The sequence below is a fragment of the Kaistella soli genome (assembly GCF_019038595.1).
GTDB lineage: Bacteria > Bacteroidota > Bacteroidia > Flavobacteriales > Weeksellaceae > Kaistella > Kaistella soli.
On sequence record NZ_JAHOPF010000006.1, the window covers coordinates 80,205 to 101,551 of the forward strand.

Genomic DNA, 21,347 nt, shown 5'->3' on the forward strand with positions numbered 1-21,347 from the left:
AAGAAAATATTAACAAATGTCTACAAACTATTCTAAACAAACCAATTGGGGGCAATTCGTGCCTTTGGTAACCGTGTTTTTCTTCTGGGGATTTGTTGCCGCGAGCAACGATATTCTGATCCCGGTTTTCAAAAAAGCATTTAATCTTACACAAAGTCAGAGCCAGTTGGTATCTGTGGCATTTTATGTTGCTTATACTGTAGGTTCTCTGATTTACATGTTTATATCCAAAGCGCTGAAGCAGGATGTTGTCAATAAAATCGGTTATAAAAACGGTTTGATTTTAGGACTGTTAATCTCCGCAGCAGGTACCTTGCTGTTTTATCCCGCAGCGAACATGGGTTCTTTCCCTCTAATGATTACCGGCTTATTTATTTTAGGACTCGGTTTTTCCCTGCAACAGATTGTTGCAAACCCGCTCGCCATCGAAATCGGACCTACAGAAACCGGTTCCCAGCGTTTAACAATGGCAGGCGGAATCAATAATTTAGGAACCACTATCGGACCGCTGATTGTTGCTTTTGCGATCTTCGGTTCTGCGACAGCTTCAAACTCGGAAGCAAGCATTGAATCGGTGAAAATTCCTTATATGGTATTAGGAGGCGCTTTTGTTTTGGTGGCTATTTTACTGAAGTTTTCATCACTTCCGCAAATCACTCCTACAATTACTGAAGATACCGACGACGTTGTTCCTGGCGAACACAGAACCTCAGCTTTGAAATATCCCCAGCTGGTATTGGGAATGATCGCGATTTTCGTGTACGTAGGTGTGGAAGTTTCCACAGCAAGTAATTTACCGGCTTATATGGAGAAATCATTAGGTTTTTCAACAAAAGATATTGCTCCTTATGTTTCATTATACTGGGCTTCATTGATGATTGGCCGTTGGACAGGTGCGGTGGATGCATTTGATATTACTGCAGGCTTTAAGAAAATCCTGAGATTTTTGGCTCCTTATCTTGCCTTTGGTGTTTTTCTGGCAGTAAATGCAATTGCTAAACACGATCTTTCACATTTTTATATTTACGGTGTTATTATTTTAGTGATGATCGCGTGTGACATTCTGAGCAAAGGAAATCCGGCAAGAATGTTATTGATTTTCTCTTCTATGGGAATTTTAGCATTGGTAATCGGAATGATGACTTCCGGAATGACCTCAGTTTACGCCTTTACCAGTGTAGGACTTTTCTGCTCAACACTTTGGCCTTGTATTTTTGCCTTAGCCATTAACGGGTTAGGAAAACACACCAATCAGGGTTCGGGATACTTAATTATGATGATTATGGGTGGAGGAATTGTTTCATGGCTTCAGGGAATGCTTGCAGACATGACCAACATTCACTTCAGTTATATCGTAGGAATCCTTTGCTTCGCCTATCTTGTGTTCTACGCAGTTCGGGTAAGCGGAATCCTTAAAGCTCAGGGAATCGACCTGAATAATGTAAAAAATGAAGGTGGCCACTAAAAAATTTGACAGCTTTAAAAGAAAGAGAACTTGGGCAGGTATTTTACTTGCCCAATTTCTTTTGTTCTATATTTTTTCGCGTATTGAATTTATAACCGGTCTTTTTGCGCGGTTTTTTGAGTTTCAGAAAGATTTTCATCAGCGAGTTTTTGCGTGGTTACCGTTTTCATTCGGAGATATTCTCTATGTTATTTTAGGGCTTGTACTGATTTTTCTCTTAATTAAAATCTTAAAAAAGCAAACCAGGAAGGCTTATCTGCTCAAATTTTTAATTTTACTGAATCTTCTCTATTTCATTTACCAGATCTTTTGGGGAATGCTCTACTTCCAGAAACCGATTCTCGATCAGTTGCCTGAGGGAAAAATTACTGTGGAGGAAACGAAAAACTTAGCTTTAAAATATTTAAACCTTTGCAAACAAACCCGAAGAACCGTTAAGGAAGACCGAAACGGCGTTTTCAAAGCTTATGATTTAAATGCTGTAAAAACTGAAATCCTTTATCATCAGAACAGACTTCCGAAATTCATTAATAAAAACGGCACCGCAATCAATGCTTTCAAACCGAGTTTATTCAAAGGAATAATGAGTTATACAGGGATTTTGGGATATTATAATCCATTTACCGCAGAAGCGCAATATAACGCCGAATTACCGTCCACTTACCTTCCGTTCACTTTAGCTCACGAGAGTTCGCATCAGCTGGGTTATGCCCGCGAACAGGAAGCAAATTTTATCGGCTATCTTTTAGGGAAAAATTCAGAACATTCGGACTTAAAATACAGCACGGAATATTTTGTTTTAAAATCGTTATTAAATTCGCTTTCTGAAAATAATCCCGAATTTGTGAAGGACGTGCTCCGGCAGTATTCCCCTGAAATGAAAAGAGACCGTCTGGCCGAAAAAATGTTCATCAAAAAACATGAAGGATTCTTAGACGTTTTATTCGGTTTTACCAACGATCTTTTCCTGAAAAGCAACCAGCAGGAAGGAAGTGTGACCTACTCTTATTTTATTGATTTACTGGTGAGATACGAAAGAACTGCGCAATAAAAAAAGAATCGCATCTTGCGATACGATTCTAAAAACACAAATGATGAAAAAAAATTTATTGTCTTCCTAATAGCTCACGCCATCATTAAAACAGTGTAAAAATAGAATTAATCTTCCAACTGACAAAATTAATTTTCAAAAAAAACAATAATTTTTATCAGGTTTTATCAGTGTAAAACAGCCATTCACAACAATATTTATTTATCGTAAAACAATCTGTTGATAATCAAAAGATAGCTTGTGAAAATGCTTAAAATAAACCGAAAAAATTATCAAAAAAAATTTCACTAAAAACCAAAATAAAACAAAATTATTTAACTTAAAACAGAAATGTCCGTAAAAATAAAAAAGCCCGACTCATGTCGGGCTTTTTGTAGCGAAGACGGGAATTGAACCCGTGACCTCAGGGTTATGAATCCTGCGCTCTAACCAACTGAGCTACCTCGCCGTTAAAGTGGTGCAAAGATAGAAATTATTTGGAAAGTAGCAAAAAATTAATTCAATTTTAAATAAGAAATTACATCTGCAGCATGATCTGGTTTCGCAATAATCTTATTATTGGCATCCAGCACAAAATAAGTCGGAGTTGCCCGCACATTATAAGTATCTGCAAAACTGCTGTACCAGCCTTTCAGCTCTGTATCATTAATCCAAGGTAAACTCTTTACCTTCGCTTCATAAGCGTCTTTCTCGCTGTCTAAAGAAAATGCAATCACTTCCATTCTCTGTGACTTTATCGCGTTGTATTTTTCAATGAGTTTTGGAAGTTCAGCTTCGCAATGCGAACAGGTTGAAGCCCAGAAAACTACAATCTTCTTATCTGCTTTTACATCAAAAATTGATTTTGCGGAGGTATTGGTTGCTTTATTAAACACGTAATTAGGAAAAACAGCGCCCAGCTCCGTATTTTTATTGGTCGCAATAGTTCCCGTGAGTCTGTCGTTAATCGTACATTTCAGATTTTTCGCTTCAGTAAGATAGCGGTCTTTCAGATCTTTCATATCGTAAGTATCGAAAAGCTCGATAAGTTCTGATAAAACGGTCTGTCCTCGCGGTGTTTCTACATTTACGGCTTTTAATAGTTTATCAACGTCGTTGGTGAGATTATTACTCGGTCCTACATTCAGGTAAGCCATCAGAACCGGTCTCATTAGGGAAGATGTTTCAAGCATGTCATTGGATTTATTCAGAAAATCAATGATTTCATCATGCGTTAATGCTTTTTTAGTGGCATTTTTATCCAGATACTTTGTGTAATTGGTGTTATAGTAACTCACGAAAGGATATTTGCTTACATCTCCTGTATTGGCGGAAAGCCTCGATATTTCAGCATCCAGTGCCTGTCTGAATGATGAATTTCGTTTGTAATAGTCTTTGATTTGCATTAAGGCCGGTAAGATATATTCTTTTTTCTGCTGTACATCCTGTACATTATTCATTACAGAATTACTCTCATCAAGATACTGAATATTGCTTATTTTGCCTTTATCGGAATCAAATTTCAGTTTGACGTCTTTATTTTCTGAAATGAAATTAATGGAGACATTGCCTTCGGGAAAATAAAGTTTCATCATTCCCGTGTACGGCTTTGTTACCTTTATCTGCCACGCATTTCCTTTTCTTGTTTCCTTCGTATTCAGGATATCTTTGGATCCGTTTAACGTATAAAGATATACTTCCTTTGGATTAAATGCTGCAGGAGCTTCAATATCAATTTTAAACTGTGCTGATAATGAGTTAAGCACCAGCAAACTCATAATTCCTAAAACTTTTTTCATAATGTAAATATAAAAAAACTCACCGGATTTGCGGTGAGTTTGGTATTATTAAAAATTAAATGAGGCCTTTCTCACGTTTTCTGACAAAGTATATGATTAAAAAAACTGCTACCAATACCAACGCGTAAACATACATATCAATAGGTGATGCAGGAACTCCCGGCCCGGTGCCTCCGCCACCTCCTGGGGGAGTGGGAGCCGGCGGTATTTCTTCTGCTTTATATAATGCTCCTGTAATCAGGACTAAAAAGAGTAGAGCTTTATTTATAAGTTTCATAGTTTTGTGTTTTAGCATTATCTTATAATTTTGGAACTTATTTTTTCTCCTTTTTCGGAAACGGCAGTTACAACGTACGCGGTATTGGCTTTGGAAAGATTAAGTACAAAATCTTTGTCTGCTTTTACATTTTTTTCCGAAAGAATTAATTTACCGCTCATGTCGTAGACGGTGATATCTGCTTTGATCCACTGTGGATCAAACCGTACCGCAAAACTGTCATTTGGTTTGTTGTAAAACACCCTTGTTCTGGATGGTTTGGCAGCTCCGTCCGTTCCGAGTACAACTGTTGATTTTCCGTAATATAAACTGTATTGGTCTCCGGAAACAGGAATAATCTGATTCTGGGCAATTTCTGTAATTTCGCCGTTCGCAGCCTTGTAATAAAAACCAATTCCGGTAGAAAGCTGATGTGTTCCGTCGGGGATAAGGTCTGTATTTTCTCTAACTTCAAATTTTAAAGATTTAATACCACTGTTGTATAAAGCTAAAGGAATGGCTTTTCCGAAAAAGTCATTTTCGTTTGCCTCATTGATATAGAGCCAGTAAGAATTGATATAATTCTGATCATAACCTCCTGTTGAAGCATTCTCTTCGAATGTTCCCAATATATTCTGACTTCCCAGAGTTGACTGAACAGTAGGCTGCGTGGTATGCCCGCTGACCGCAGTCGGATAAACCGCGTAATAAGTTCTCGCAAGTTCCCCCCCATTTTCATCAAGTGCAATTACACCCAGCTGTTTCACTGAACCTGCTGCACTTCCGTTTTTCGCGTTAACCGAATAACTGGTCCCGTCAGTTCTCGGCGTATATTTGAATCGCCTTAAATTATCAAAACTTAAAGTTTTGTCATTGCCAATTTCAGCATTATTGTCTCTGAGCTTAATTACAAAAGTCTGCATTGGTTTAACAATTAATCCAACATCTCCTACCGGCACAGGAGAACCCGCGGTAAAATTGATGAATTTTGCTCCCACTGAATAGGTGCCGACATTCGGCAGCGAAACAACAGTTCCCGGATCGTATCTGATCCCCTGAATTGAAGCAATTGCATTATTATCTGTGACAGTTCCCGACTCAGTGATGCCTATCAATCCCAAATCTAAATTAGTAAAATAGGGATTCCCAAACTGGTAAATATTTCTGCCAAAAGTTACCACAGACCACGGACTCCCCGGGTTTGAAGCATAATCCCAGTCATCCTGGAGATAAGAATTATAATGTTCGTTGTAAGAATTGATTCCCAAGCCATTGGTACCGAAATTCACACCGTTTGCTGCATTCAACAGTGTCTCGGTTACACCGTTGGTAAAAGGCACGCCTTTTAAAGTATATACAGCACCGTTTGGAGTTGGCGCGATGCCGGGCATCAGAGCAGGCGGATTACCAGTATCTAGTCCATTAGAACCCAGCATGTAATATGCGGTGTTTTTTGGAGTGACGGAGGAAACATTTAAGTTTTCAGAAACTGCGGTAGCATTGTTCCAGGTAAGCACTTCATTTTTAGAGTATCTTACATTTGTAAATGTTTTCCCCAATGTTCCGATCGTGGAGGCACTGCCGGAAAGCGAAGAAATGGTTTTGTTGTAAAAAGGAAGCGCTATCTGCTGATAGGTGCCGTGTTTTGCAGTCCGGAATTCTTTATCCACTACAGCACTTACATTAGCTCCCTGATTTAAACCATCGATATAAAGCTGGCCATATGTTGAAGGATTAACCGTGGCAGAGTGATTTGCCGGATTATTCAACCTCAGGATAAAGTTGCCTCCATCCGTTTTATTTCCGGTGCCGGCTGCATCTAATGTTTTAAAAACATCATTGGCGCCGCCGACAATCATAACGTTTCCGTGCACATCATAAATCCCGGTTCCTTTAGTTTGTACTCCACCGCCATTGTATACCAAGGCGTTTTCCCCTACATAAAACAGGGCATCCGGATTAACGTGAAATATGACTTGTGATTTTGCCGAAAACCACAGCGCAAGAAGCGCCGTAGCAAATAAATTTCTTTTCATCGTATTGTGTTTTGTGTGTTTTGTGTTTTTGGAACATTGCTATTCCAATACAAATATATTTAAATTTTTATTTAAATCACACTAAAAAACACAAATCCTTAGAAAATAATATTTTCCTCTGTTAATACAATCTCCTCATGTTCAGTAATATTGAACATATAATCTTCCAGCACTTTTTCCGTCGTTCCTCTTAATCCTCTTGCACCAAGACCTTTCTCCATTGTTTCTTCCACAATTTTTTCGATGGCTTCATCCGAAAATTTCAAATCTACTCCGTCCATTTTAAAAAGTTCCACAAACTGATTGATGATTGAGTTTTTCGGCTCTTTCATAATCCTGATCATCGTTTCTTTCGTAAGTTTATCGAGATAAGTGACAATTGGAAATCTTCCGAGCAGTTCCGGTATGAGTCCGAATTTACGTAAATCTATCGCGTTGAGCTGGCTTAAAATATAGTCGTCATCATCTGTCTTATTCAGCTTTTCAGAACTGAAACCGATGGCCTGTTTATTCAGACGTCTTTCGATGATTTCCTTAATTCCGTCAAAAGCACCGCCAGCAATAAACAGGATATTCTGGGTATTCACCTGAATATATTTCTGATCAGGATGCTTTCTTCCACCCTGTGGCGGAACGTTCACAATACTTCCTTCTAAAAGCTTCAGCAACCCCTGCTGAACTCCTTCTCCTGAAACATCGCGTGTAAGACTTGGATTATCGGACTTTCTGGCAATTTTGTCGATTTCATCGATAAAAACAATTCCTTTTTCGGCCTTTTCCACATCGTAATCGGCCACCATCAGAAGGCGGGACAGGATACTTTCCACATCTTCACCCACATAGCCGGCCTCCGTAAGAATGGTAGCATCTACAATACAGAAAGGGATATTCAGTTCTTTCGCGATGGTTTTTGCCAAAAGCGTTTTTCCGGTTCCGGTTTCACCAATCATGATGATGTTGGATTTTTCTATTTCTACTTCCCGGTTTTCATCTTTCGCATGAAGAAGTCTTTTGTAATGATTGTAAACCGCGATGGAAAGCTGTTTTTTTGCCTGATCCTGCCCGATTACGTACTGATCGAGATATTCTTTTATTTCTTTTGGCTTTTTCAGATCATCAACATGTTCTGCCGGTGAAAAACCGTTGTCAGGAACATTTTCCATCACGATAGAATGTGCCTGTTCAATACAGTTTTCGCAGATAAAACCTTCGTTGCCGGAAATAAGCATCTGTACTTCATTTCTTTTTTTTCCGCAGAAGGAACATTGGTTTGGATTCATATATCTGTAATAAATAATAAATTTCTAATTAAGAGTATTTTAAAAAATTTTGTCAAAGCTTTTCAACTTTGACAAAATTTTATTTTTTAAGAATTCATAATGGCAGTCTGGATTTCCCGGTATTCGTCCTCAGAAAATTTCAGCCGTTCATTTCTGAAATTCATATCTTCCATTTTATTAATGGGAATGAGATGAATATGAGCGTGAGGCACTTCTAAACCCACCACTGCAACAGCAATTCTCTGGGAAGGATACGTTTTTTTCAGTTTCTGTGCCACGCTTTGGGCAAAACTCCATAAGTTTCTAAAGTCTTCGTTTTCCAAATCGAAAATGAGATCGGTTTCCTTTTTCGGAATGACCAGTGTGTGACCTTTTACTAATGGCATGGCATCCAAAAAAGCCAAATGCTGATCATCTTCTGCGATCTTGTAGGATGGTATTTTGCCTTCAATGATCTTGGTAAATATGGAACTCATGACTTTAGGTTTGAAGTTTTCGCTGATATCAAATGAACTTTGATGTTTTTTTTAACGAAGCAAATTTACGGTTTAATTAAAAACTTAGATGTTAAAAAATCTGTAAATCTTTACCGAAAATCAGCAATCAGCAAAACAGACTACAAAGTAATCTCCAGCACTTCGAATGAAAGTTGGTTACCGTTCGGCAAAACGATATAGGCAGTTTCACCTACCACTTTTCCTAAAAGTCCTTTTGCAATCGGAGTGTTGATGGATATTTTTCCCAATTTTAAATCGCTTTCGTTATCAGGAACCAAAGTGAATTTCTGTTCGCCTTTTGTTGCATTATTTTTCAGTCTGACAGTTGTTAAAATTGAAACTTTTGATGTATCAAGCTGAGTTTCATCAATTACTTTAGAATTAATGATGATGTCTTTCAGTTTTGATATTTTCATTTCCAGCATTCCCTGCGCTTCTTTCGCAGCATCATATTCTGCGTTTTCGGAAAGGTCGCCTTTATCTCTTGCTTCAGCAATCTGCTGGGTAATTTTCGGTCTTTCGATGGTTTCCAGTTGTTCCAGTTCAACTTTCATTTTATCCAAACCATCTTTGGTAACATAACTTGCCATAATTTCTTTTAATTTGCGTTAGTATAAAAAAATAATCCGACATTTGCCGGACAATGATTTCTGTTTGTATTCGTTTTACAAATATATAAATTTTATTTTTAAATGAAAAGAAAGATCTCAATAATATTTTCCTCAATCCTGCTCATTTTCAGCGCGTTAAATATAAGCTCGTGCCAAACCCGCGAAGAAACGGTAAGCTGTTTTCCGAACGTTCCTATTAATGTCGTTTTAAATCTGAATCTTCCTGCTTATTACAATCTCCAGAACGTTAACGGGTGGATTTATGTTAACCAACAGGATGCCGGAACCCGCGGATTAATTGTAGTAAGAACGACCAACGGATTTAAAGTCTACGACCGCAACGCACCTCATATCTGTCCCGACACAAACACCACTTTAAGTGTTGAAAACAACATTAAAATCGTGTGTCCCAAAGACGGCGCGGAATGGATTCTGATCACCGGTGAACCAACCAAAGTTGCCCAGATTCCGCCTAAAACTTACCGTTATAATTACGATTCAAGCACTGGAACGCTTTCCATATTTGAATAATTTTCTGCTGATTATTAAAAAACTAAAATTTATTAAATCTTTATGAAAGCTGTCATACAAAGAGTTTCCCACGCTGATGTAAAAGTGGAAGGCAAAACGGAAGGCGAAATTTCAAACGGCCTGCTGCTTTTAATCGGTATCGACGAAGAAGATGAGACCGCCGATGCTGACTGGCTTGTTCAGAAGATTCTGAATCTGCGAATTTTTGGCGATGAGGAAGGAAAGCTCAATCTTTCTATACTGGATATTTCGGGTGAAATTCTCTGCATCAGCCAGTTCACCTTAATTGCCGATTACAAAAAGGGAAACCGTCCTTCTTTCATTAAAGCTGCAAAACCCGATAAAGCGGTTCCCTTATTCGAATATTTCAAAACAGCTGTTTCCAAATCAGGTCTGAAAACCGAGTCCGGTATTTTCGGTGCGGACATGAAGGTTTCTCTGCTGAACGACGGTCCGGTAACGATTGTGATGGATTCGAAAACAAAAATGTAAACATATATTTTTCTCCCTTCTCTTTTTTTTAATTTTCTTTCCGCGCAGAAAAAGCATTAAGTTTTTAAATTTTTATATAAATTTGAATAATACGACTGTATTATTTATGAAAAACTCCATACTTATTATTTCAGCGATCCTGCTTTCTTCCTGTTCAAAACATGATAACCAATCTGTCCGCACAAAATCGGACAGTACCAAAATTATCGAGTCCATTAATGTCGCAAGAACTAAGATGAATGACAGCATCCGGCTGAAAAATAACCGGAATATTTTCAGAGATCTTAGCGGAAATCATCAGCTGACATTTACCTCCGACGAAAACGGCTCTATCAAAGGAAATGTAAAATTTGAAAATACAGGAAGAGATTCTTACACCATTTCCGGAAAAGGGAAATCAGGAAAAAATACGCTGAGCATCGAAGGTAATATTCAGCGCGTTTCGGAAAAACATTTGAATTTCGAAGGTAAAATCGTGCAGAATATTAACGGAAACACCTTTACAAGAACTAAAAAGACCACTTTTCTGGATGAAGGTAAAGGGAAATTCTGGCGCCTGCAGGACAAAATAAACGGCTCCGGATTTGTAGATTATATTGACATCTGGTTTTAGGCCAAGGTTAACATTGAAAATTAAAACTTATGCTGAATTACGAAACGTCCGGAAAAGGGAAAGAAAATCTTGTATTGCTTCACGGTTTTATGGAAAATCTGATGATTTGGGAAGATCTGGAAAAGCATCTTTCCCCGGATTTCACTTTAATTAAAATCGATTTACCCGGACACGGTCTTTCGAAAATTTATAGCGAAACCCACACCATGGAACTGATAGCAGAAGAAGTAAAAAAGGTGACAGATAAACTGAAACTCGGAAAATTCCACCTGCTCGGTCATTCGATGGGAGGCTATGCATCACTGGCTTTTGCTGAGAAATTTCCGGAAGTGCTTAAAAGCCTTACGCTGTTTTTTTCGTCTTACTTTGCTGATGACGAAGAGAAAAAAGAGCAGCGCAGAAAAAGTTTCAGAATCATTAGAGAAGCTTATCCCAATTATGTAAAGGCGGGAATTCCGAATCTGTTTAATGAAAATGAAAAAGATATTCTGGAAGGAAAAATAGAACTGGCCAAAGAAATTGCACTTTCCACAAAAACCGAAGGAGTTTTGGCGGCAGTAAAAGGAATGATTGAAAGAACCGATAAAATGTCGCTGATGAAAAATTTTGAAGGTAAAATTGTAGTGATTGCGGGAAAACATGATAATGCGGTGAAAACAGATATCATGATAAAAAACCTTCCCGACAGAACCAATATCAAATCTTATCTTTTAGATTGCGGACATAACGGACACTGGGAAAAGCCTGAGGTATGCGCAGCAATTATCAACACCGAATTATTGCACAACCTGCCGAAAAATCTAGTATTTTAAAAGAACACTTCAATCCATAAAATAGAATAGCAAGTAGCAATTTGAATTCGCCAAAGGCAAATTCCAACAATAAAAGACCATGGAAATATTATCAAAAATCTTAATCGGACTTCTCGCTGCCGAACATCTTTACATTCTGTATATGGAAATGTTTGCCTGGGAAACTTTGGGCAGAAAAACGTTCAAAGGCTCGCTGAAAGACGAACTTTTCAAACCAACAAAAGGCCTTGCCGCAAACCAGGGTTTATATAACGGTTTTTTATCGGCCGGACTCATTTGGTCTTTCCTGATCTCAGATGAAATCTGGTCAAAAAACGTGGCCCTTTTCTTTCTCGGGTGCGTCATTGTCGCCGGGATTTACGGAGCGTTTTCAGCATCGAAAAAAATATTTTTTGTCCAGGCTTTGCCGGCGATTCTGGCCCTGATAGTTTTGCTGCTGAAATAAGGTATAGAAAACAATTATTTAATTCTTTAAATAATAATTTGAAAACAACCATAAAAAAAAGACCGCCAGTTTCCTGACGGTCTTTAATTATAAACAAGAACTTTCTGTTTTTATTCTTTAATTACTTTGAAAGTTTTTTCAGAGTTAGAAGCTTTAACAGTAACCACATAAACACCTGATTTCAAATCATTAACATTGATGTTTTTCACATCTTTGGAAACTTCTTTCACTAATTTTCCGTCTACGGAATAGAATGAAACTGAAGTAATCTTAGCATCTGCTGATGCAATGTTCAGTACATCTTTTACCGGGTTAGGATAAACTGATAATTGAGATTTGGCATTATCTGAAACAGCCAGTTGCGGTGCAATAACTTTAATCGTATAATCTTCCGCCTGTCCATAACCGGTAGTTAAACCAGCAGCAAGTGTTCCCTGTGAGTAACAAGGGTTTGGATATGCTGTACTGCTGTAATTTTTCTTTATTCTCATTCTTGTATTCCCTAAAAGTGCATCTGCAGGTACGGCAATATTTCCAACTGCTGTTTTACCGTCTACTCCCGTAGAATTTGCAATGGTAAGTGCAGTAGTACCGAAATAAGTTTCGCCGGCATCTAAGAAATCACCATCCTGATTCCAGTCAATAAATACAATAAATCTATTGGTGAAACTTCCTCCAGTGTAACCTTGAAGGGTTAGCGGATAAGTTTTACCCTGCTCCAGTGTAGCAACTTTATCAACAAAGGATTCGTGAGGCGGAGTTGTAGTTGCAGCTGAAGACGTATTTGTCATATCAGAAATCTGAACAGAAGTCAGTGGTTCAACCCCGTTAGAAAACACTAAGTTTCCTGAGCAATACGGCGCAAAAGGATTTACAGCAGTAGTAAAACTTGATTCCCCACAGGCTGTAGCAGAGCCGGCATCATTTACAGCTACAACTTTCCAGTAATATTGTGTACTGTAAGCTAAGTTTGCCAATGCAGCAGAAGTAACATTAGGTGCAAAAGTGTTAAGTTTAGTTGTAGGATTAGGAGTTGTTCCGTAATATACTTCGTAATACTTTACAGCACCTCCGGTAGAAGGGGCGGCCCAAGTGAGTGTTGCTGATGTATAAGATACTCCGGTAGCGCCGTTCGCTGGAGAAGACAGAGTTGCACATCCCGGAACTGCTAAACCTACAGGCGCAGTATCACTAACGATATCATCAAAAAGAAGTCTGAACATATCAGCAGAAGTGGCATGAAAACCTACATATACAGTTTGTCCAACGTACGCACTTAAATCCAGCACTTTATATGACCAGGTACTTGGAGCCGGTGCTGATGGCGTAACAACAGTAGCTGTGGCAAAGGCCGGTGCTGTATTTGCAGTTGCAATTCTAACGTCATAACTTTCAACAAACAATGGATCCTGATTTTTAACAAAATAGGTCAGTCTGTCGTTTACACCGGCAGTTACGGTAATAGCGGGAGTAACAAGATAATCGTCATGCGCAGTGGCATCATAATTAATTTGAGCTGCGTTCGGCTGGGAGAAAGCTGAGCCTGGGGCACCCGGACCAAAAATAAATGTGCTGGTACCTCCTCCATTGAGAACTGTCCAACCTGCCGGCGTGGTAGTGCCGGAATCGAAATTCTGAGAAAATTGTGCACTTGCAATAAAAGGTAATGCAAGCAACACCGAAAATAGTGTTTTTTTCATAGTAAAAAATTAAAATTTGTATGAGTTAGTTCACAAATATAGAAATATTTAAACAAAAACCCAATTTGTTACAAATTAATTAATCAACTACGCTAAAACACAACATATCGATAATTGATATTAAAAATCTTCCGCTTCTATTTTTTCTTTGAAATCCTCAATCGTCGCTTCAATACTTTTCATGTATTTTCCTCCTGCAGCGTTGATGTGACCGCCACCGTTAAAGTACTTTCTTGAAAACTGGTTCACATCGACATCTTCCTTGGAACGGAAAGATATTTTAATGAAATCTTCATACAAATCTTCCATAAAAAACGCGGAAACCTGAGTTCCCATAATACTTAAGCCATAATTTACAAATCCTTCCGTATCACCTTTCTGAAAACCGAATTCTTTCAGCTCATCCCGTTTTAACCAGAGAATGGCGACTTTTCCATCTTTCACAACTTCTATTCTTCCTAAAATCAAAGCAAGAAGATGAAGTCGCGAAACAGTATTCGTATCCCAGGTATTGGACGTGATCATCGCGGGATCGGCACCTTTCTCAATCAGGTCAGCGATGATTCTGTGGGTAGTCGCACTGGTAGATCTGAAACGGAAACCGCCGGTATCAGTCATAATGCCGGTATAAAGACATTCTGCGATTTCGAGGTTTACCTTATCTTCATCATTCAGTTCCTGGATAAAATGATAAATCATCTGGGAAGTTGCAGGAATGGTGACATCAGAATACACATAATCAAACTTATCGGGCTGCTGATGGTGATCGATCAATATTTTTTTTGCTCTGGCTTTTTCAATCCACGGTGCTACCAAATTGCCGCTTCTGTGCGATGCATTGAAATCGAGAATGAAAATAACATCGGCATTATAAATAGCTTCACCCGCCTGCTTTCTCTTATAATCGGCAATGATTATCTTTTTTGATTCCGGCATCCATTTGAGAAATTTCGGAAAATCGTTCGGAACAATTACATCAGCCTCCAACCCTTTCTGCTTCAGAAAATGTTTCAGTCCTAAACTTGAACCTATTGCGTCCCCGTCGGGGTTATAGTGGGTAATGATGACGATTTTATTTTGGGGAATCAGGAGTTTTTGAATCTCTGAAATTTCTGATGCAGTAAACATGTTTCTTATAATATTTTGAATGGCAAATATATGTTTTTTTGTTCTTAGAGACCGAAACCCACTTTCTTTAAAACAGAAACTGTGGGCAAAAACCGGCGGTGTTATTTTTTAATAATATTTGTAATAATATTTGCAGAAAATAAAAAGTTTCCTATCTTTGCAGTCTGAAAAATAAGATATAGTTTTTACTAAAAAATATAAGCAATGAGCAAGAGAACATTCCAACCGTCAGAGAGAAAAAAAAGAAACAAACATGGTTTCAGAGAAAGAATGTCAACCCCAAACGGCAGAAGAGTTTTGGCGGCTAGAAGAGCGAAAGGCAGAAAGAGTTTAAGTATTAGCTCGGCAAGAGCTAAGAGATAATCTCAGAAATTATCATATACAAATATGCTTGAAAATTAGATTTTCAGGCATTTTTTGTTGTTAAAATTTGCCAAAATTTAGCTAAAAAAGAAAGTTTTCTTTACTTTTGGCTTGATAACAAATTCCATTCTTACTGTTTCGGTTTTTATCGCAATATTTATTAACAATCATACCAATATGCCACATTCATCACACGAAGGCCAGGATGTAATCCATCTGAAAAACGCCAAAATTGCTCAGAAAAATTTCACTGTGCTTAATGATGTAAATCTCCATATTAAAAAGGGGCGGTTCTGCTACCTCATCGGAAAAACAGGTTCCGGAAAAAGTTCTTTATTAAAGACACTTTACGGACACATCCCACTTTCAGCCGGCCAGGGAAATGTTGCCGGATTTGATCTGGAAAAACTCCGCACTTCTGATGTACCGAATCTGAGAAGAAAACTGGGAATTGTTTTCCAGGACTTTCAGCTGCTCACCGACAGAACCGTGGAGAAAAACCTGCGTTTCGTTTTAGAAGCTACCGGCTGGAATGACAAAATTAAGATCGACGACCGCATCAACGAGGTTTTGGGCAGTGTAGGCATGAAATCGAAAAAACACAAAATGCCTCACGAACTTTCCGGTGGTGAGCAGCAGCGTATCGCCATCGCCAGAGCACTTTTAAACCATCCAGAACTTATCTTAGCCGATGAGCCGACCGGGAACCTGGATCCGGAAACTTCGAATGAAATTATGACGTTGCTGAAGCAGGTCGCTTTTGAAAATAATTCTGCTGTAGTGATGGCCACTCACGATTATCACATGATTCAGAATTTCCCCGGTGAAGCCATCCGCTGCGAAGACGGAAAAGTAACAGTTCTGAATACTGCGGAGCTTTTCGAATAAACCACATGTAACATTTAAACATAAAAAAACCTGTAAATATTTTTACAGGTTTTTATTTTTTTCAAGTAATAATTTTATCCTTTGAACTGTCCCATCGCGATAAATTTATCCTGTCTTTGGGTTTCAAGTTCCTTACCGGTAAATGTTGAAAACGCTTTGATGTTCTGAAGAATGGAGGCTTTCAAATGTTCATATGCAACCTGAGGCTCATAATGCGCGCCTCCAAGCGGTTCTTCGATAATTCCATCAATAAATTTCTCTCTTAAAGCATCCTGAGGAGTCAGTTTCAGTGCATTGGCTGCATCTTCTTTATGATCCCAGTTTCTCCATAAAATTGAAGAACAGCTTTCCGGTGCAATAACGGTGTACCAAGTATTTTCTAACATATACACTTTATTCCCAACACCAATTCCCAATGCTCCTCCACTCGCTCCTTCGCCGATAATGTAAACGAAGATCGGGGTTTTAAGCATGGTCATTTCAAAAATATTTCTGGCGATAGCTTCTCCCTGTCCGCGTTCTTCAGCTTCCAGCCCGGGATATGCGCCGGGTGTATCGATAAATGAAATCACAGGAATTTTAAATTTCTCTGCCAATTTCATCAGACGCAAAGCTTTTCTGTAACCTTCAGGATTGCTCATTCCAAATCTACGGTGCTGACGTTCTTTGGTTGTTCTTCCTTTCTGGGTTCCGATAATCATTACTCTCTGTCCGTCAATCGTGGCCAAACCGCCAATCATTGCAGGATCGTCAGCAAAATTACGGTCGCCGTGAAGTTCCAGGAAGCTGTCTTTATCTGTAATTCCTTTAATAAAATCAAGGGTATAAGGACGGTCCGGATGGCGCGAAAGCTGTACCCGCTGCCAAGGCGTAAGGTTACCGTATATTTCTTTTTTCTTTTCTATAATTTTATCTTCAATCTGCGAGCAAGCAAGTTTCACGTCTACTCCGCTTTCTTCACCTACTAATGAACAGGTTTGATACTGATCCATCAGTTCTTTTACAGGAAGTTCAAAATTTAAATATTCCATTTCTTTAGTTAAGAATTAATCTTTCAAATTTAGGGAAAATAATAGAAAATCAGTGGATATTATTCACTGCATTTTTTATTCTGATGATACTTTCTTCTTTACCAAGGATTTGCAGAATGTCGGGAACATCCGGCCCTTTCAGTTCCCCAACTAAAGTTAGGCGCAGCGGCATCATTACTTTTCCCATTCCCAAACCTTTATTTTCGGCAAAATCATGGATGGCTTGTTTTAATTCAGAAGGTTCAAAAACGTCAACACTGTGTAAGGTGTCCGCAAACTGGTTCATTACAGCTGCTGTCTCAGCGTTCCATGCTTTTTTCACCGCTTTTTCATCGTAAGAAACAGGGGCTTCAAAGAAAAACTTCCCTTCACTGTAGATATCTTTTGCAAAAGTGGCTCTTTCTTTCATGAGCGAAATTACCTTCAGTAATTTTTCGTCACCTGAATTAGTTAAATTAATTCCGTCAACTTCTTTTAACAGGGCTAAAACTTCCGCGTCAGATTTTGATTTCAGATATTCATGATTAAACCATTCGGCTTTTTCTTTATTGAATCTCGCTCCGGCTTTATGAACTTTATGAAGATCGAATTCTTTCACCATTTCCTCCAGAGTAAGAATTTCTCTGTCGTTTGCCGGACTCCAGCCTAAAAGCGCCACCATATTGATGAAAGCATCCGGCAGATAACCTTCGTCGCGGTAACCTTTGGAGATGTTTCCCGTTTCTGGATCTTTAAAATTTAACGGAAATACCGGAAAACCGAATTTGTCCCCGTCTCTTTTGCTGAGTTTCCCTTTTCCTTCGGGTTTCAGAATGAGTGATAAATGCGCAAATTCCGGTCTCTCCCAACCCATTGCTTCATACAGTAAATAGTGTAAACCAAGTGATGGCAACCATTCTTCCCCACGGATAACGTGAGTGATTTCCATTTCGTGATCATCAATGATATTGGCAAAATGGTAAGTTGGCATCCCGTCGTTTTTTACCAAAACTTTATCATCTAAAGTATTGGTGTTTACTGAAGTTTTACCACGGATGATATCTTCTAAATTCAAAATTCTGTCAACCGGCATTTTGAAACGCACCACATAAGGTACTTTCTGGTCAAGTAAATTCTTTACTTCTTCTTCAGAAAGCGTCAGTGAATTTTTCAACCGGTTACGGGTAATATAATTGTAGGCAAAAACATCTCCGTTCTGTTCGAATTCTTTCCGGATCTCATCCAATTCTTCAGTAGTATCAAAAGCAAGATAAGCGTAATCTGTTTTTAGGATTCCAGCTAAATATTTATCATAAATACCGCGTCTTTCAGATTGGCGGTAAGGTGCAAATTTACCTCCGTGTTTCGGGCTTTCATCCGGGATTATTCCACACCATTCGAGGGCTTCCATAATGTATTCTTCTGCACCTTCCACATATCTTGCAGTGTCGGTATCTTCAATTCTCAAAACGAAATCACCACCCTGATTTTTGGCGAAAAGATAATCATATAAAGCGGTTCTCACTCCACCTAAATGTAAAGGACCTGTTGGACTTGGCGCAAAACGCACTCTTACTTTGCTCATTATTCCTAAAAATTTAAGATGCAAATTTAAAGAAAAAATACCGTTTCACCGGCGTATGTTCGTGGTTTTTAATGCTCACCTTTAATGTTCGGCAATAGTTTTACATGATTACAGAGTTCTGCTCGTGTGTTTGATAAATTTACTTATTTTTGTACTTTAAATGGATGTATATATGTTAGAAATCGGCGAAAGACCTTGGGGAAAATATTATGTTTTGGTAGATGAGCCTGCATATAAACTAAAAAAAATTGAAGTAAATCCGGGGCACAGACTTTCTTACCAGTATCATCATCACAGACAGGAATTCTGGACAATTGTGGAAGGGGAAGCTGTAGTGGTTTTGGATGAAGTTGAACATATTGTAAAATATGGCCAAAGTATTTTTATTCCTCTCGGCGCAAAACACAGGATAGAAAACAGAACTTCAGAACGCCTGGCATTTGTGGAGGTGCAGACCGGAACGTATTTCGGCGAAGACGATATCGTGCGGATTGAAGACGATTACGAAAGAGAATAAAAAACTTTGTAAAACATTAAAAAGAAACTGTCTCATGGGACAGTTTTTTCATTTAATAGTGCTTTTAAAATTTGCTGAAGGATTACACACTTTATCACTTAAAAAATCATCAGGAAAGCAGCCTAAATAATTCATCTTTCTGAAATTCTATTGTAAAAGGAAAAATTGCTTTTTCCGAATTACGGTGAAGGGTTGACCATACGGACGCATTAGTGCATAATTCAATAATATTATGTGCAAAAGCTTGATGATCATCGTTCCCTGAAATAAGTGCCGTTTCTTTATTATTCAAAAACATGCCCTCCGCTCCGATCGTTGTTGTAACTACAGGAAGCATATATTCAAAAGCTTGTCCAATCTTGCCTTTCACGCCTGCCCCATAGCGCAATGGAGAAATAGAAGCAATACAATTTTCATAATATGGCGTCAAATCCTCTACAAAGCCTTTTATTTGAAACAAGTCTGAATTCATTTTAAGGATTTCCTCGGGAGGTTCCTGACCAATAATATAAACTTTCAAATTTGGTAGAGATTGCCAGACCAAAGGCATAATTTTTTCGTGTAAAAAAGTTACTGCATCTACATTTGGTAAATGATAAAAAGAACCAACAAAAAACAGATGATTTCTTTCTTCATATTCGGGCACCTCTTCTGATTTAATTTTTAAATTATGAACGTTACTGATCGTAAACAGCTTCGATTCATCAACAAAATCTGTCATGAGTTTCTTTTCTTTATCACTTATTACCACTACTTTATCTGCCTTACTGCTCAGTTGCGTTTCAATGTATTTATAATGCTCAATCTCAGCAGCCAATTTTTCATCATAATCTAATGCTAATCCTCTTTCCATCCGTAGGAAATGGATATCTACCATATCATATATGATCTTTGCCTTTGGTGCTTTTTTTCTGAAAAAACTTAAATAATGTTCGAAAGCATCTGGTCTGTGACACCATACAAAATCGAGATCCGGAATGAGTTGATCAAGAAAATATTTCTTTCCCCGCACTATTCCATATCCATTGATAAAAGGGGTGTAAACAGTGACATTATGGCGATTGAAATTTTGTATATACTTACGTTCATCTGATTTAGGGATTGGTTTTTGCCAACCCATCAGAAAAACATTAAAGTCTTTGGCTAAGAATTTTGCAATTTCTGTAATACGGTTTGACCCGGAATCTTTATCAAAAGTGGGAATTTGATTATCAATAATCAGAATGTTCTTTTTTAAAGGATCAATTGTAGTCCTTTCCGATAATGGATAATGTTTTTTGATGTAAATGTAATTTTTTATCTGCCTTTTAATACCCATCGCTCTAATTTTCAATGATTTGCTTTATCCAATTACTAAAACCGTACTGATCAACAATTTCTTTCGGAATATCAAAATAAGGTTTTTCTAAAAACGCCGCTATATCCTGATAATTGTTTTCGATTACAAAGATATTGTTGGGATTGTAGAAATCATATTTCTTCACCGTAATATTATCTGTGATTACCTTCTTTTTATAATAAAGTGCTTCAAAAAAACGGATGGAAAGCCCATTGTGATTAGGATCTACAAAATCAAGCAAAACATCAGCATTTTCAACATTTTTCAGATTATCAGAAAAAGAAATTCTGTCTTTTATATACTTTATTTTAGGATTTTTGATCTGTGATTTTTCGGTGAACTGCATGAAGAAATCAAGCTCTACATTCAGTTTGGAAACGTTTTCGATAAAGGTGTCAATTTTTTCTCTTCTGTTCTCCCAAAATAAACCGACGAAATACAGCCGCGGTTTTACTTTGTTATAAGCTTTATACACCGGCGGCGCAAAATCAAAATAAAAATTGGTGATCGGTTTCAAATGAAGATCCACATCTTCATTATCGAAACAGAAAAACGAGTCAAAAAGCGAAAAATAATTTTTAATCTCAGGAAATTTTTTAATTCCGTCCCACTGGTAGGCGATAAGTTTATTGGTCTTTTTTTTCAATTCTTGGATGACTGAAACCGGAAACGCATCCGGGCGTATGACTAAAATATAATCTAATTTCCCCTCGATTTCACCTATTACTCTGTGATATTCCTTAAGTTTATATTCTGCTGCAAGTTTCTTTTTATAGCTTTTATCTTTTAAAAAAGTTTTTCTGAAGAAATTGATGATTTTCTCAAAACCTTTATACCGGAATTCAGAAGGATTCTCTTTCATTACCTCGGCAGAAAACCCCAGTTTCTCAAGATTTTTGAGAAAATGCTGCGGAAAGTCAGAATAATCGGGCATTACAAGAAGAATTTTT

The 21,347-nt window shown here is 38.0% G+C and carries 22 protein-coding genes and 1 tRNA gene; 10 read left to right on the plus strand and 13 right to left on the minus strand.

From position 1 onward, the window contains the following. The first annotated feature begins 16 nt into the window (after positions 1-16). Both KSK37_RS12410 and KSK37_RS12415 read left to right on the plus strand, forming a co-directional pair. On the plus strand, positions 17-1,465 hold the full coding sequence (locus KSK37_RS12410) for an MFS transporter (RefSeq protein WP_217201878.1): 1,449 nt from the start codon (positions 17-19) through the stop codon (positions 1,463-1,465). Next, a complete protein-coding gene (locus KSK37_RS12415) occupies positions 1,449-2,516 on the plus strand; it encodes a DUF3810 domain-containing protein (protein ID WP_217201879.1) in 1,068 nt (355 codons plus the stop codon). The genes KSK37_RS12410 and KSK37_RS12415 overlap by 17 nt, the downstream gene beginning before the upstream one ends. A gap of 374 nt (positions 2,517-2,890) precedes the next feature. On the opposite strand, the gene KSK37_RS12420 is transcribed toward KSK37_RS12415, so the two are convergent. From KSK37_RS12420 to greA, 7 genes are all read right to left on the minus strand, one after another. Beyond that, a tRNA-Met gene (locus KSK37_RS12420) sits at positions 2,891-2,964 on the minus strand. 46 nt (positions 2,965-3,010) lie between these two features. Continuing rightward, complete coding sequence (locus tag KSK37_RS12425; protein WP_217201880.1) at positions 3,011-4,294, minus strand: peroxiredoxin family protein; 1,284 nt, start codon at positions 4,292-4,294, stop codon at positions 3,011-3,013. Between the two features lie 55 nt (positions 4,295-4,349). Further along, a complete protein-coding gene (locus KSK37_RS12430) occupies positions 4,350-4,571 on the minus strand; it encodes a signal peptidase (protein WP_246566585.1) in 222 nt (73 codons plus the stop codon). A 17-nt stretch (positions 4,572-4,588) separates the two neighbouring features. Beyond that, positions 4,589-6,586, minus strand: coding sequence for a T9SS type A sorting domain-containing protein (locus KSK37_RS12435; RefSeq protein WP_217201881.1), 1,998 nt, complete (start codon positions 6,584-6,586; stop codon positions 4,589-4,591). Between the two features lie 98 nt (positions 6,587-6,684). Then, a complete protein-coding gene (gene clpX / locus KSK37_RS12440) occupies positions 6,685-7,866 on the minus strand; it encodes an ATP-dependent Clp protease ATP-binding subunit ClpX (RefSeq protein WP_217201882.1) in 1,182 nt (393 codons plus the stop codon). 86 nt (positions 7,867-7,952) lie between these two features. After that, the gene (locus tag KSK37_RS12445) at positions 7,953-8,342 is read right to left on the minus strand and encodes an HIT family protein (protein WP_088358590.1); all 390 of its coding nucleotides are present in this window, start codon (positions 8,340-8,342) and stop codon (positions 7,953-7,955) included. A 140-nt stretch (positions 8,343-8,482) separates the two neighbouring features. Further along, a complete protein-coding gene (gene greA / locus KSK37_RS12450) occupies positions 8,483-8,953 on the minus strand; it encodes a transcription elongation factor GreA (protein ID WP_217201883.1) in 471 nt (156 codons plus the stop codon). 102 nt (positions 8,954-9,055) lie between these two features. Here greA and KSK37_RS12455 point away from each other — a divergent pair, with 102 nt between their 5' ends. From KSK37_RS12455 to KSK37_RS12475, 5 genes are all read left to right on the plus strand, one after another. Continuing rightward, entirely contained in the window at positions 9,056-9,505 is a 450-nt protein-coding gene (locus KSK37_RS12455; protein ID WP_217201884.1) for a Rieske (2Fe-2S) protein, read from the plus strand. 42 nt (positions 9,506-9,547) lie between these two features. Then, positions 9,548-9,997: a D-aminoacyl-tRNA deacylase gene (dtd, locus tag KSK37_RS12460; protein WP_217201885.1), complete on the plus strand. Its 450-nt coding sequence runs from the start codon at positions 9,548-9,550 to the stop codon at positions 9,995-9,997. Between the two features lie 106 nt (positions 9,998-10,103). After that, on the plus strand, positions 10,104-10,610 hold the full coding sequence (locus KSK37_RS12465; protein ID WP_217201886.1) for a hypothetical protein: 507 nt from the start codon (positions 10,104-10,106) through the stop codon (positions 10,608-10,610). 29 nt (positions 10,611-10,639) lie between these two features. Continuing rightward, positions 10,640-11,422 carry an alpha/beta fold hydrolase gene (locus KSK37_RS12470; RefSeq protein ID WP_217201887.1) on the plus strand — a complete coding sequence of 261 codons (783 nt, stop codon included), beginning with the start codon at positions 10,640-10,642 and terminating at the stop codon, positions 11,420-11,422. A 79-nt stretch (positions 11,423-11,501) separates the two neighbouring features. Beyond that, entirely contained in the window at positions 11,502-11,867 is a 366-nt protein-coding gene (locus KSK37_RS12475; protein ID WP_217201888.1) for a DUF1304 domain-containing protein, read from the plus strand. Positions 11,868-11,977: 110 nt separating this feature from the next. On the opposite strand, the gene KSK37_RS12480 is transcribed toward KSK37_RS12475, so the two are convergent. Both KSK37_RS12480 and KSK37_RS12485 read right to left on the minus strand, forming a co-directional pair. After that, complete coding sequence (locus KSK37_RS12480) at positions 11,978-13,567, minus strand: T9SS-dependent choice-of-anchor J family protein (protein WP_217201889.1); 1,590 nt, start codon at positions 13,565-13,567, stop codon at positions 11,978-11,980. A gap of 120 nt (positions 13,568-13,687) precedes the next feature. After that, entirely contained in the window at positions 13,688-14,695 is a 1,008-nt protein-coding gene (locus KSK37_RS12485) for a DHH family phosphoesterase (protein ID WP_217201890.1), read from the minus strand. 204 nt (positions 14,696-14,899) lie between these two features. Here KSK37_RS12485 and rpmH point away from each other — a divergent pair, with 204 nt between their 5' ends. Then, positions 14,900-15,058: a 50S ribosomal protein L34 gene (rpmH, locus tag KSK37_RS12490; protein ID WP_034755721.1), complete on the plus strand. Its 159-nt coding sequence runs from the start codon at positions 14,900-14,902 to the stop codon at positions 15,056-15,058. A gap of 177 nt (positions 15,059-15,235) precedes the next feature. Beyond that, positions 15,236-15,946, plus strand: a complete 711-nt coding sequence (locus tag KSK37_RS12495) for a cell division ATP-binding protein FtsE (protein WP_088358599.1) — start codon at positions 15,236-15,238, stop codon at positions 15,944-15,946. A gap of 74 nt (positions 15,947-16,020) precedes the next feature. Here KSK37_RS12495 and KSK37_RS12500 read toward each other — a convergent pair whose 3' ends face one another. After that, positions 16,021-16,977, minus strand: a complete 957-nt coding sequence (locus tag KSK37_RS12500) for an acetyl-CoA carboxylase carboxyltransferase subunit alpha (protein ID WP_088358600.1) — start codon at positions 16,975-16,977, stop codon at positions 16,021-16,023. Between the two features lie 49 nt (positions 16,978-17,026). Beyond that, positions 17,027-18,541 carry a glutamate--tRNA ligase gene (gltX, locus tag KSK37_RS12505; protein WP_217201891.1) on the minus strand — a complete coding sequence of 505 codons (1,515 nt, stop codon included), beginning with the start codon at positions 18,539-18,541 and terminating at the stop codon, positions 17,027-17,029. Positions 18,542-18,713: 172 nt separating this feature from the next. On the opposite strand from gltX, the gene KSK37_RS12510 reads away from it, so the two are divergent. Beyond that, positions 18,714-19,058, plus strand: a complete 345-nt coding sequence (locus tag KSK37_RS12510) for a phosphomannose isomerase type II C-terminal cupin domain (protein WP_088358602.1) — start codon at positions 18,714-18,716, stop codon at positions 19,056-19,058. 109 nt (positions 19,059-19,167) lie between these two features. On the opposite strand, the gene KSK37_RS12515 is transcribed toward KSK37_RS12510, so the two are convergent. Next, positions 19,168-20,391: a glycosyltransferase gene (locus KSK37_RS12515; protein WP_246566588.1), complete on the minus strand. Its 1,224-nt coding sequence runs from the start codon at positions 20,389-20,391 to the stop codon at positions 19,168-19,170. Then, positions 20,381-21,331 carry a WaaS/CpsH family glycosyltransferase gene (locus KSK37_RS12520; protein ID WP_217201892.1) on the minus strand — a complete coding sequence of 317 codons (951 nt, stop codon included), beginning with the start codon at positions 21,329-21,331 and terminating at the stop codon, positions 20,381-20,383. Before KSK37_RS12520 ends, KSK37_RS12515 begins: the two co-directional genes overlap by 11 nt. Positions 21,332-21,347: the final 16 nt, after the last annotated feature.